16 protein-coding genes are annotated in these 13,007 nt (G+C 31.0%); 2 read left to right on the top strand and 14 right to left on the bottom strand.

Going from position 1 to position 13,007, the window contains the following annotated elements; translation table 11 throughout:
- The 10 genes from RWQ73_RS03655 to upp all read right to left on the bottom strand — a co-directional run.
- A partial coding sequence (locus RWQ73_RS03655) for a YSIRK-type signal peptide-containing protein (protein ID WP_314406748.1) occupies positions 1–487 on the bottom strand: 487 nt, incomplete at its 3' end.
- Positions 488–962: 475 nt separating this feature from the next.
- Positions 963–1,367: a F0F1 ATP synthase subunit epsilon gene (locus RWQ73_RS03650; protein WP_314406747.1), complete on the bottom strand. Its 405-nt coding sequence runs from the start codon at positions 1,365–1,367 to the stop codon at positions 963–965.
- Positions 1,368–1,387: 20 nt separating this feature from the next.
- Entirely contained in the window at positions 1,388–2,803 is a 1,416-nt protein-coding gene (gene atpD, locus RWQ73_RS03645) for a F0F1 ATP synthase subunit beta (RefSeq protein WP_314406746.1), read from the bottom strand.
- 39 nt (positions 2,804–2,842) lie between these two features.
- Positions 2,843–3,712 carry an ATP synthase F1 subunit gamma gene (gene atpG, locus RWQ73_RS03640; RefSeq protein ID WP_314406745.1) on the bottom strand — a complete coding sequence of 290 codons (870 nt, stop codon included), beginning with the start codon at positions 3,710–3,712 and terminating at the stop codon, positions 2,843–2,845.
- Positions 3,713–3,746: 34 nt separating this feature from the next.
- The gene (gene atpA / locus RWQ73_RS03635; protein WP_314406744.1) at positions 3,747–5,249 is read right to left on the bottom strand and encodes a F0F1 ATP synthase subunit alpha; all 1,503 of its coding nucleotides are present in this window, start codon (positions 5,247–5,249) and stop codon (positions 3,747–3,749) included.
- A 27-nt stretch (positions 5,250–5,276) separates the two neighbouring features.
- Positions 5,277–5,816, bottom strand: coding sequence for an ATP synthase F1 subunit delta (atpH, locus tag RWQ73_RS03630; RefSeq protein ID WP_314406743.1), 540 nt, complete (start codon positions 5,814–5,816; stop codon positions 5,277–5,279).
- A complete protein-coding gene (atpF, locus tag RWQ73_RS03625) occupies positions 5,816–6,340 on the bottom strand; it encodes a F0F1 ATP synthase subunit B (RefSeq protein WP_314406742.1) in 525 nt (174 codons plus the stop codon). Before atpF ends, atpH begins: the two co-directional genes overlap by 1 nt.
- A gap of 52 nt (positions 6,341–6,392) precedes the next feature.
- Positions 6,393–6,608, bottom strand: a complete 216-nt coding sequence (atpE, locus tag RWQ73_RS03620; RefSeq protein ID WP_006363497.1) for a F0F1 ATP synthase subunit C — start codon at positions 6,606–6,608, stop codon at positions 6,393–6,395.
- Positions 6,609–6,686: 78 nt separating this feature from the next.
- Positions 6,687–7,415, bottom strand: a complete 729-nt coding sequence (atpB, locus tag RWQ73_RS03615) for a F0F1 ATP synthase subunit A (RefSeq protein WP_314406741.1) — start codon at positions 7,413–7,415, stop codon at positions 6,687–6,689.
- A 157-nt stretch (positions 7,416–7,572) separates the two neighbouring features.
- Positions 7,573–8,202 carry a uracil phosphoribosyltransferase gene (gene upp / locus RWQ73_RS03610; protein ID WP_314406740.1) on the bottom strand — a complete coding sequence of 210 codons (630 nt, stop codon included), beginning with the start codon at positions 8,200–8,202 and terminating at the stop codon, positions 7,573–7,575.
- Between the two features lie 184 nt (positions 8,203–8,386).
- On the opposite strand from upp, the gene RWQ73_RS03605 reads away from it, so the two are divergent.
- Together RWQ73_RS03605 and RWQ73_RS03600 are read left to right on the top strand one after the other, a co-directional pair.
- Positions 8,387–8,704 (top strand): hypothetical protein, encoded by a 318-nt coding sequence (locus RWQ73_RS03605; protein ID WP_314406739.1) that lies wholly within the window; start codon positions 8,387–8,389, stop codon positions 8,702–8,704.
- A 13-nt stretch (positions 8,705–8,717) separates the two neighbouring features.
- The gene (locus tag RWQ73_RS03600; RefSeq protein ID WP_314406738.1) at positions 8,718–9,242 is read left to right on the top strand and encodes a hypothetical protein; all 525 of its coding nucleotides are present in this window, start codon (positions 8,718–8,720) and stop codon (positions 9,240–9,242) included.
- Between the two features lie 76 nt (positions 9,243–9,318).
- Here RWQ73_RS03600 and RWQ73_RS03595 read toward each other — a convergent pair whose 3' ends face one another.
- The 4 genes from RWQ73_RS03595 to RWQ73_RS03580 form a co-directional block, all read right to left on the bottom strand.
- A complete protein-coding gene (locus tag RWQ73_RS03595) occupies positions 9,319–9,954 on the bottom strand; it encodes a PepSY domain-containing protein (protein WP_314406737.1) in 636 nt (211 codons plus the stop codon).
- Between the two features lie 83 nt (positions 9,955–10,037).
- A complete protein-coding gene (locus RWQ73_RS03590) occupies positions 10,038–10,607 on the bottom strand; it encodes a PepSY domain-containing protein (protein WP_314406736.1) in 570 nt (189 codons plus the stop codon).
- A gap of 277 nt (positions 10,608–10,884) precedes the next feature.
- On the bottom strand, positions 10,885–12,228 hold the full coding sequence (locus tag RWQ73_RS03585; protein WP_314406735.1) for a HAMP domain-containing sensor histidine kinase: 1,344 nt from the start codon (positions 12,226–12,228) through the stop codon (positions 10,885–10,887).
- Positions 12,218–12,883, bottom strand: a complete 666-nt coding sequence (locus RWQ73_RS03580) for a response regulator transcription factor (protein ID WP_314406734.1) — start codon at positions 12,881–12,883, stop codon at positions 12,218–12,220. The genes RWQ73_RS03585 and RWQ73_RS03580 overlap by 11 nt, the downstream gene beginning before the upstream one ends.
- Between the last annotated feature and the right edge of the window lie 124 nt (positions 12,884–13,007).

Here is a 13,007-nt window from a genome sequence, read left to right as displayed (position 1 = left end):
CATATTGTGTTTTTCCGTCATTTAATCGTCCAGATATCTTAGCACCACTATAATCAATTGTTTCCGAATCTGTTAATTCTCTTTTAGATCGTTTACTAATTTTCTTCCTATTTTTATTAGTAACAATATCCATATCTTTTTTATCTACAATATTAGGTTTATTTTCTAAACCACTAACTTCACTTGTAGTATCAACATTAGATGAATTACTATTATTTTCAGTAGGTTTTATAGAATTAGTATCCACTTGTTGGGGTGTTGTACTAGAATTTACCCCCGTTTTATCACTATTAAGAATATTTTTGGGGCTTACAGAATTATCATCCACATCGTCACTATTTGTTCTATTGACAGTAGTTTCAACAACAGACTCATTAGCTAAAACTACAGATGCTTCACTACCTAAAAATACAATACCAGTACCTATTAAAACTGACGCTGCACCAACTTTTAATTTTTTTATCGAAAATATTTCCTTTCTTTCCATATGATTACATGTTCCTTTCTATAATAACAATTATTTACACATTACATTTATCACCTAATTATTATTATATTATTTTAGTTAATGTGAATTATAAAATATTTCCTTCATATTATATCAAATTTATTATTTTTTATCAATTAATATATTTTAAAAAACCATAAAATACAACTTTAAAACCTTTTCTACTTACCTTAAATATAGTTAAAATTTTACTTAAAATATACTTTAAAAAACAGGTGTGAAATATTTTTTTATTTAAATAGTTATCTTATTGGTAAGTATATTACATAAAAAGAATAATATATTAATATATATTGATTTTACTCTTGACTTTAATAAAAATAGCAAACATCTAAAAACTAACGGGAATATATATTTAAATCAAAATAAATAGCGTAACTGTCTTTATGACTGCTACGCTATTATAATCTTGACTTTTAAAGTCAAATAGATTCAATTCATATCTTTTCTTATTTTACTTACCAGATACTTTCAGACGGGCACAAGCTTTAGCTAAAGCTAGTTCTGCACGTCTTACATCAAGACCATCTTCTTTTTTAGCAAGACGCTCTTCTGCACGTTCTAATGCTCTTTGGGCACGTTCAACGTCAATATCTTTGTCTAATTCTGCTGTTTGAACTATAATAGTTACTTCGCCTTTATGTGTTTCCACAAATCCTTCACTTACAGCTAGAAATTCTTCTCGTCCATCAGGAAAAATCACTTTTAACGGACCAATTTTTAATGACGCTACCATAGGAACATGGTTTGCCATTATCCCAACTTGTCCACTAGTAGTTCCCAATACAACCATAGAAGCTTCTTTAGCACTATAAGCTTCTCCATTAGGAGTAACAATGCTTACACTTAAAGTATTCATTTATTTACCTCCTATTTGTATTATACTTCTACTCCTAGTTTGCGAGCTTTTTCTAATACATCTTCAATTCCACCTACAAGACGGAAGCAATCTTCTGGAATGTGGTCGTATTTACCTTCTAGTATTCCTTTGAATGCTTGAACAGATTCAGATACTGGAACATATGATCCAGGTTGACCTGTGAATTGCTCTGCAACGTGGAAGTTTTGAGATAAGAAGAATTGTACACGACGTGCTCTATCAACTGTTTTCTTATCTTCATCACTTAATTCATCCATACCTAAGATGGCAATAATATCTTGTAATTCACGATATTTTTGAAGTGTTCTTTGAATTGTTGTCGCTACTTGGTAGTGTTCTTCTCCTACGATTTCAGGAGCTAATGCTCTTGATGTAGAAGCTAGAGGGTCAACAGCTGGATAGATACCCATCTCTGTTAACGCACGTTCAAGGTTTGTTGTCGCATCTAAGTGGGCGAATGTTGTAGCTGGTGCCGGGTCAGTATAGTCATCGGCTGGTACATAAATCGCTTGAATAGATGTTACAGAACCTTTCTTAGTTGATGTGATACGTTCTTGTAAACGTCCCATCTCTGTAGCAAGTGTTGGTTGGTAACCAACGGCTGAAGGCATACGTCCTAATAACGCAGAAACCTCAGATCCTGCTTGTGTAAAACGGAAAATGTTGTCGATGAATAGAAGTACGTCTTGTCCTTCTTCATCACGGAAGTATTCCGCCATAGTTAATCCTGTTAATGCTACACGCATACGAGCTCCTGGTGGTTCGTTCATTTGCCCGAATACCATGGCTGTTTTGTTAATAACACCAGAATCTTTCATTTCATAGTATAAGTCATTTCCTTCACGAGTACGTTCACCTACACCTGTGAATACTGAAAGACCACCGTGTTGTTGTGCAACGTTATTGATAAGCTCTTGAATAAGAACTGTTTTACCAACTCCCGCACCACCGAAAAGACCGATTTTACCACCTTTAATATATGGTGCTAGTAAGTCAATAACTTTAATACCTGTTTCTAAAACTTCAACGTGTGTTGATAATTCATCAAAAGTAGGAGCTTCTTTGTGAATTGATTCTTTTTGAACTTCTTCTCCTGCTTCTGCTCCGTGGTCAACTGCTTCACCTAGAACGTTGAACACACGACCTAATGTGTAGTTACCTACAGGAACTGTAATCGGTGCTCCTGTATCTACTACTTCTGCTCCCCTATTTAATCCATCTGTAGATGACATAGCGATTGTTCTAACTACATTATCACCTACTTCTAGAGAAACTTCAAGAATTAATTTTTCTTTTTTCCCATCGCCTTTTTCTATATAAACTTCTAAAGCGTTTAATAGATTTGGCATATGCCCTGATTCGAATTTAACATCTACTACAGGTCCCATAACTTGGAGAATATAACCTTTATTCATATGTTGTATGCTAACTTAATAGCTTCTCCTTTCTCATTACTATTTTGTTGCTGCTGCTCCACTTACAATCTCTGTGATTTCTTGTGTAATAGCGGCTTGTCTTGCACGATTATATTTAATCGTAAGTGTATCAATAATATTTCCTGCATTATCAGTTGAATTTTTCATTGCTGTTTTTCTTGCAGAATGTTCACTAGCTTTACTATCTAATATACTTCCATAAATCATACTTTCAGCATATTGCGGTAGTATTACATCTAGTACTGCTGCCTCACCAGGTTCAAATTCATATACACCAGTAATTTGATCATTAGAATTTGTAAATTGATCTGTGTTTTCAATAGGTAGAACTTTACTTTCAGTTACAACCTGTTGAATCATACTAACAAAATGATTGAAGTGTATGTATATTTCATCATATTCTTTATCGATAAAGTAACCTACCACTTTATTAGTAATTTCTTTAACCTGAGTGAAACTTGGCTCATCTGGTATATCTCTGTAACTATCAACTACATTATAGCCATTTTTTCTAAAGAATTCAGCACCATAGTTTCCTATAGCTACGATACCATACCCTTCATTATTATGTCTTTCTTTAACAGTATTAACAAAATTTCTAATAACGTTCGAGTTGAATCCTCCACATAAACCACTATCACTAGTAATTACAACATAAAGAGTTTTCTTAGCTTCTCTTTTTTCTAACATAGGGTGTTTAATATTAGCACCTTTACCAAAAATTGTCCCCATTACCTCTTGCATTTTTTGCATATATGGATTAAATCTCTGTGCGTTTGATTGTGCTTTTAATAGTTTCGATGTTGAAACCATCTCCATTGCTTTTGTAATATGACTAGTTTTTTTCGTAGAATTGATTTTGTTTTTAATATCTCTTAGTGACGCCAATTAGTTCACCACCTTTACTCTACTACTTATCATCTTAGGCAAAAGTTTTTTTGAATGCAGCGATTACTCCATCCATAACTTCTGTTGATGGTAAGTCTTTTGTTTCAATAATATGCTTAACTGCTTCATTTTCATGAGCATCTAAGTATGCATATAATTCTTGTTCAAATCTGTGAATATCTTTAACTTCTACATCATCTAAGAATCCATGAGTTAAAGCATAAAGAATCATAACTTGTTTTTCTACTGGAATTGGTTTATGTAAGTCTTGTTTTAAAACTTCAACTGTACGTTTACCACGTTCTAGTTTTTCACGAGTTGCTGGATCTAGATCAGAACCGAATTGAGCAAAGCTTTCTAACTCTCGGTAAGATGCTAAGTCCAGACGTAGTGTTCCTGATACTTTTTTCATTGCTTTAATTTGTGCAGATCCTCCTACCCTAGATACTGAAAGTCCGGCGTTAATTGCTGGTCTAATACCTGAGAAGAATAAATCTGATTGTAAGAAGATTTGACCATCTGTAATTGAAATTACGTTTGTTGGAATATATGCAGAAATGTCACCTGCTTGTGTTTCTACGAATGGTAGCGCAGTGATACTTCCTCCACCAAAATCTTCATTTACACGAGCTGCACGTTCAAGAAGACGTGAGTGTAAGTAGAATACGTCCCCTGGATATGCTTCACGACCTGGTGGTCGTTTTAATAGTAATGATAACTCACGGTAAGCTGCTGCTTGTTTTGATAAGTCATCATACACGATTACTACATCTTTACCATTAAACATGAACTCTTCTGCCATAGCAACCCCAGCATAAGGTGCAATGTATAGAAGTGGTGCTGGTTGAGATGCTGACGCTGTTACTACAATAGTGTAATCTAATGCACCGTGTTCTTTAAGAGTTTCTACAACACTACGTACTGTAGATTCTTTTTGTCCGATAGCAACATAGATACAAATAACATCTTGTCCTTTTTGAGCTAAAATTGAGTCGATAGCTACTGCAGTTTTACCTGTTTGTCTATCTCCGATAATAAGCTCACGTTGTCCACGTCCGATTGGTACTAATGCATCAATTGCCTTGATACCTGTTTGGAATGGAACTGATACTGATTTACGTCCCATAACCCCAACAGCTGGAGATTCAATTGGACGACGTTTTGTAGTATTTACTGGTCCACGACCATCAACTGGTTGTCCTAATGGATCTACTACACGCCCGATAAGTTCTTCACCAACAGGTACGTCCATAACACGACCTGTACGACGAACTTCGTCTCCTTCTTTGATATCAGTTGTTGGACCTAAGATTACGATACCAACATTTGTGTCTTCAAGGTTTTGGGCAAGACCCATAACCCCTGTTTTAGTGAACTCTACAAGCTCACCACTCATTATTTCATTAAGACCGTATACACGAGCAATACCGTCCCCTACTTCTATAACTGTACCGACATCTGTTGACTTAACTTCAAACTGATAATTTTCTATTTGTGATTTTAGTAATGAACTAATTTCTTCAGCTTTAATAGCCATTTATGTCCCTCCTTGTTTCAACTTCTTCTAGATTGTAGAAATTTTTGATTTTATAGCATTTAATTTTGCCTTAATACTAGCGTCAACTACTTTATTATTATAAGTAAGTTTTAATCCACCAAGAAGACTTTCATCTACAAAATTATTAAGTTCTACTTTTTCTAGTTGTAACTCATTTTTAAGTTTTTCTTTTAGATTTTCTAACTGTACGTCAGTTAGTGGCGAAGCTGATTCAACTTTCACAACAACGCTATTTGAATGTTTATTAAACAATTCTGTAAATTGCTCTAAAACAAAATTTATTAATGAGATTTGCAGATTACCTGCTAAGATTTTCACTACATTTACAACATATTTATTAACACCTGTAAATGAAGCATCAATCAAATTAATTTTTTTAATTTTTTCTATATTAGGGTTGTTCATCAATGTAACAAAATCTGAAGATTCATTAACGACTTTTGCAACTTCATTTAACTCATAAGAAACTTGTTCTAAAGAGTTATTTTCTTTCGCAACTTCAAATAATGAATATCCAATTTTATTAGCTAATACTGACTTACTCATTATTTCACCCCTACCTCTTTGATGACTTTATCAACATATTCACTTTGTGTTGAGCCATCTAATTCTTTTTCTAAAATTTTCGAAGCTACAAGCACTGATAGTTCAGCAATTTGTTTGTTGATTTCTTCAAGTGCTCTTTTCTTCTCATCCTCAATATCTCTTTGAGCATTTACTTTTAATTGTTCTGCTTGTTTACGAGCTTCTTCAAGAATAGCTTGTTTTTCAACCTTAGATTGTTCACGAGCATCTTCCATCATAACTTTGATTTCTTTTTGAGCATTTCTTAATTTTTCTTGATTTTCTTCAAGTAAAACTAATGCTTCTTTTTGATTTTTAGCGGCATCATCAAGTTGACCTTCAACTAATCTTTGACGCTCATCTAACATATCAATAAGTTTATCCCAAGCAAATTTTTTCAGTAATACTAATAAGATCAATACAGCTACAATATTAATAACCATATTTCCCAGATTAAAACCTTGATGAGAAGAGTGTTCAGTAGCTAAAAATACTAAATTTTCCATTTACTAACTGCTCCTATTCTTCTTAGTTATTTTGTTTTAATACTAAAATTAACTATTTTGCTAAAATGATGAATGAGATAACTATTGCTAAGATAGGTACCGCTTCAACAAGTGCGAATAATACGAAAGCATTTGATTTTAATCTTGACTCTAATTCTGGTTGACGAGATACACCTTCGATAAATTTACCGAATAAAAATCCGTTACCGATACCAGCACCAACTGCTGCTAATCCTGCTGCTAAACCTGCTCCAATTAATTCTACCATAATTATATTTTCCTCCTTGGATAATAAATGAATTTTATTAATTATTAGATTTTTGCACATATAGTGCAATTAAAAAGATTAATGTTCATCACTAATTTTATGTGATAAATAAATAAATGTTAAGACAGTAAAGATATATGCTTGGATAAATCCTATAAATAGAGAGAATCCTTTCCATACCACTAATCCTACCATACCAGCTATTGCACCAAAGAATCCTACTGTTGTAAGAGTTGCTAATAGTGCTAATAATATTTCACCTGCATAGATATTACCGAATAAACGCATTGAAAAAGTCATCAAGTTTGTGAATTCTTCAATAACCTTGAATGGTGTAATACCAATACCTGAAGAAGTATATGTACCAAAATAGTGTTTAACTCCTTTATACTTAATTCCTGCAAAATGAGTAAATACAATAATCAATAATGCAAGAGAGAAAGTAAATGTTGGATCCGCAGTTACAGAGTTTACATAGATTACTTCATCATAACTAACCTCTATTAATACACCAATAGTATTCGCTACTGCAACAAGTGAAATAATTGTTAGAGCTGTCGCCCATAATCCTTTACCATATTTTTTCCAGTTAACATTACCTTTGATGACATTATCACTAACGAAATACGCAAGTAATTCAACCGCATTTTGACGTTTACTATCTGGTCTTAATTTTATTCTACTAGTTAGAAACATCACAATAACAAAGGTAAGTAATACTGTTATTAAAGTTGTGATTACACTAGGAATATTAACCGTTATATCATAGCCAAATAATTTGGTAATAAGATATGTGTGTTTTTCCATATATTCCCCTCACCTCTTTTCTTAAAGTATCTTTTATATTTCTAAGTCTGTTGTAATATAAAAAATTAGAAATACATAATCATATTATAATATGATTTTATAATATTTGCTAGCGATTTCTTAAATTTTATATAAATTCATAAAAAAGAATTAATTATTATTTCGTTCCGAAGATTCTATCTCCAGCATCTCCTAATCCTGGTACAATGTATCCATGATCATTTAATTTTTCGTCTAATCCAGCTATAAAAATATCTACATCTGGGTGAGCTTTATGTAACGCTTCTACACCTTCTGGTGCAGCTATAAGACACATAAATTTAATATCCGTAACTCCACGTTGTTTTAATGAATTTATTGCAGCAATGGCAGAACCTCCTGTTGCCAACATCGGATCAACAACGATGAAATGACGTTCTTCTGGATTGCTCGGTATTTTAACAAAATACTCATGTGGTTGAAGAGTTTCTGGATCACGATATAATCCTACGTGTCCTACTCTTGCTGATGGAATTAGATTCATTAATCCATCAACCATTCCTAATCCTGCACGTAGAATTGGAACAAATACTATCTTTTTACCTGAAAGACGTTTACAAGTAGTTGTTTGGATTGGTGTTTCTACTTCTACATCCTCCAATGGAAGGTCACGAGTGATTTCATAAGCCATTAAAGATCCTACTTCATTAGTAAGTTGTCTAAAGTCTTTAGAACCTGTTCTTTTATCTCTTATAAAAGATAATTTATGTTGGATCAATGGATGATCAAATACATGAACTTTTGACATAATTATAGTTCTCCTTTGTAATGTTATTATATTTATTTTACTCTAATTATTTCATTTTAACAAGGGATATCCAAAAATATTTTACTCCATTCAAGAAAATATTTTTTTATTAATTTTACTATATTACTAGACTTCATTGATAGAAAATATTACAATAATAAAAACAATATATGGAGACATTAACATGAACAAAAGAATCTTTTTAGGGACATTTTTATTAACTAGTATTTTTTACTACGTTCTACCACTGGCTTTTTTAAAATTTTATAACGGAACGACTGACAAAGCTGGTTTTATTCTAATATTAGCGTATGGTTTCTTTTCATTTTCAATAACAGTACTAATTTCTTATTTTATGGAAAGAACAGTATTCACACCGTTACTTAGCAGTATCCTAGCACTGCCGCTATTTTTTATTTTTAACTCTAGCGCACTAGTGCTAATACTTATTATAATAGTATTTTCTTTTTTAGGTTATTTTTTAACAGCATTACTAAAATAAAAAAGGAGAGAAAATGACAACTTTAAAACGAAATTTAATTATAGCCACAGGTATTTACATACTTTTTTACTTAGCTCCTATTATCGCTAATCCATTTACTACATTAAATTTACTAGAAGCATTTTTAATAGGAATATTAGTATTCGGCGTTTCTTACTTAAATTACATTTTCACATACACTGGTAAAAGCACACTTAATGAACGCACCAAAAGTACAATTATTACAAGTTGCATATTGTTAATAGCGTTATTAATATTTTTTAATCCTATTCAATTCCCAATTGTATTTAATGTAGTGATAAATAAATATATAGCTATTATCCTACTTCTTCTTATATTATTGTTTATTATTTTATTGGCAAGAAAAATGGATAACTCTATAATCTTAATTTTGCTTTTTGCCCCATCTATTATCCAAGGCTTATTGATGCGCTTATCATACAAGGCTATGCTCTTTTACGTCACTAATCCTAATATTAACCTATATTTAACAATTGCTATTTTTATCGGATACTACATTTATAACAACAAAAAATAGCAAACAATTTAATTTATTATAGATATAAAAAACTGATAACCTAGTCTTTATTTCTAGATTATCAGTTTATTTTTTATTAGTTATCTATTTCTACTTTTAAGATTTTACCTGATACAGCATCAACTTTCACATCATATTCTAATCCGTTTGCACGTGCTTCTACTTCATAGATGTATAATGGTACTCCATTATTTTGAGGTGCGTAATCATCTTCATAGTCTGGTTTAATTTTTACAAAATTGATATTTTGCTCTGGTGTTGAGATCGCAGCAGCTACTAATGAACGTATTTCTTGTGGAGATTTTGCATTTTGTGTATTTTGTTGAACGTTATTGTTGTTTTGAGCAACTGGGGCTGAGTTATTATTATTATTTGAATTTTGATTATTAGCTTGTGAATTATTATTTGAGTTACTGTCACCACTATTATTGTTGTTATTATTGTTATTTGGATTTATTTGTGTTCCTACGTTCATCTTGACATTTGAATAAGCATCTTGAATTTTAGCTCTTTGCCCTTCTTCATACTTGTCATATGCATATGCTCCAACGCTACCTGTCACTATCACAGCTAACGCTCCAATAATTAATGGTTTTAAAAAGTTTCGTTTCGGTCTTTTTGGTTCTTGGTTAAATTGATTATTATTGTTAATAGTTTCTGTATATGTACCTTCTAATGTTTCGATTTCGTTATTATTAATATTTTTTGTCATTTTTCTCTTACCTCTTTTTTCTTTATATTTTTATTATACATTTCCTTTATGAATCTTAGATGAAGATTAAAATATTATTTTTTCTAGTCATCAATTTTCACTTTTAATACTTTCCCTGATACAGCATCTACTACTACATCATACTCTAACCCGTTAGCTTTTGCTTCAACTTTATAAACATATAAAGATACTCCATTATTTTGTGGTGCATAATCATCCTCGTATTTAGGTTTGATTTTTATAAAGTTAATATTTTGTTCAGGTACTGATATTGCTTCTGCTACAATTGAGCGGATTTCTTGTTGTGATTTTACATTTTGAGTATTTTGTTGTGTATTATTATTCTGAGTACTATTATTTGAGCTATTATTTCCACTATTATTGTCATTTGAATTAGTTTGATTTCCTGTATTCAACTTAACATTATAGTATGCATCTTGAATTTTAGTTCTTTGTGCAGTCTCATATTTATCATAAGCATAAGCTCCAACTCCACCTGTCACTACAACAGCTAAAGCGCCGATAATTAATGGTTTTAAAAAGTTTCTTTTTGTTTTTTTAGGTTGTTCATTATATTGGTTATCGTTTTCGATAGTTTCAATATAAGTTCCTTCAATAGTTTCGATTTCGTTGTTATTTATATTTTTTGTCATTTTTAATTTACCTCTTTTTATTTATATTCTTATTTTATATTTCTTTTATGAATCTTAAATGAAGATTTCATTTTTGTTCTTCTCTTTTGACATTTTTATTATATCTTTGTTTCATGAATCTTAAATGAAGATTTTCATTTTTGTTCTTCTCTTTTGATATTTTTATTATATCTTCGTTTTATGAACGCTAAATGAAGATTGTTAATACTTTAGAGAATTTTTATAAAAATAAATAAAAAGTACACCTTCTTAATTAAAAGGTGCACTCTCATTATTTTTATAAGTTAACAACAAATCTAGCTCCATTAGGTTTATTGTCTATAATCGCTATCTTACCATCATGTAATTCTACGATTTTTTTTGTAATAGATAATCCTAGTCCAGACGAATTATCTTCTGTTGTTGTTCGTGATTTATCTACTTTATAGAATCTATTCCATATATTTATTTTTTCTTCATCACTTATTCCAATACCATCATCAGCTACTTCGAAAATTATTCTATTTCTTTTAGCTAAACATACCGTAACTTCCGTTTTAGCGTATTTTAAAGCATTTGACAATAAATTATCTATCATACGCATAATTAAAGCTTCATTTGCATGAACTATGATATTTTCTTCTATACTTATGGATAACTTTATATTCTTATTATCGAATAAAATTTTATAGTCTTCTAATGTATGTTTAATCTTATCAGATAATTGAAGTGTTTGTTTTGGTATTTCCAAACGACTATCTAGTCTAGATAATTCTAAAATTTGATTGATCATAGATGTCATTCTCTTACTCTGTCTTTCAATTGCAGAGAACGATTCTTTTGCTTCTTCTATAGAATCGGTATATTTAGCTCCATATTCACTTTCTGCCATAATTACAGAAATTGGCGTACGAAGTTCATGTGATACATCCGAACTGAATTGGCGTTCTCTTTTCGATGAATTTTCTAGAGTTTCTAACATTTTATTAAAAACTTTACCTAACTTGTGAACTTCATCAGCTCCATCTTCTATAGAGATTCTTTTACTAAGATCATTACTTTTTGCGATAGCATCCGCAATTTCGGTCATATCTCTTACAGGTTTCAATGAACTCCTTATTATCAAGTATCCTCCATACATTATAACTAAAATGACAAATGGACTACCCACACCAATAATTAACGGTAATATCCAACCATTTATATTATTGGTAATTTGTACTATACCTCTCACATATTTCCCATTCCCTAATCTAGCAGAACTAGTCTCCGAATCATAATATAAATATTTATTATGATTCACATCTTTATATTCAGAAATAGCCCCAAGACTAAAATCATTAACTTTAAAATTTCTAGGTACAGAACCTGCAATGAGATTTCCATCTTTATCATAGACTGATAACGTGACACCATCTTCATACGGGGTAAACTTATCAGATCCGCTTGAGATTTCAGCTACCTCTTCTATCAACTTCTTTTCACTATTTTTTTCAACAACACTGTCACTAACAACAAATGTTCCTATTATCAGCGATCCTATCAGTAAAACTATAAATGTCGTATACCATAGAGTTATTTTAAAAGTTAAAGACACTTTTCTAAATGGAAATATCGATAATTTCTTAATTTTATTTAACAAAGTATCCTAGCCCCCTTTTAGTGTAAATAATAGTCTTATCTGTTCCATTATCTAATTTTTTTCTAATATTTTTTACAATAACATCTACTATATTAGAAGCTCCATCGTAGTCATAATCCCAAACATGATTAAGAATTTGATCACGACTTAGAATACTCTCTTTATTCTTCATAAGATACTCTAATACTTCATATTCTTTACCAGTTAATCCAATGTTCTCACCATTTCTAGTAACCTGCTTTTTAGAGATATCAAGTACAACATCATCGACTTGAATAACATTAGTTGCTAATCCATAATTCCTTCTCATTAAAACTCTTATTCTAGCAAGTAGTTCATCAAATTCAAACGGCTTTACGATATAATCATCAGCTCCACTATCAAGACCAACAATTTTATCTTCTAAAGTATCTCTTGCAGTTAACATAATCACTGGTGTATTATTTTTACTTTCACGAAGTCTCGCTATAAACTCATAACCATCAACATTTGGCATCATTATATCTGTAATAATCAAATCATACTCACTATAGCTAACAAAATCCAGTGCTTCTTCACCATCAAAACAGCTGTCTACACTATAATTATTCTTTTTTAAATGTTTAGTAATTATTCTATTTAAATCGCGTTCATCTTCAACAACTAGAATCTTCATAACAATCTCCTCATACCAAATTTCTACTATATTTTACTCAATTCACATATAAATGTAAAACAATAGTTATCAAATCTATAGAATTTTAAATTAACGTTTATTAATAAAGTCAGTATATATTATA

The organism is uncultured Gemella sp., from assembly GCF_963525875.1.
GTDB lineage: Bacteria > Bacillota > Bacilli > Staphylococcales > Gemellaceae > Gemella.
This window is presented reverse-complemented; position numbering and strand designations above follow the sequence as displayed.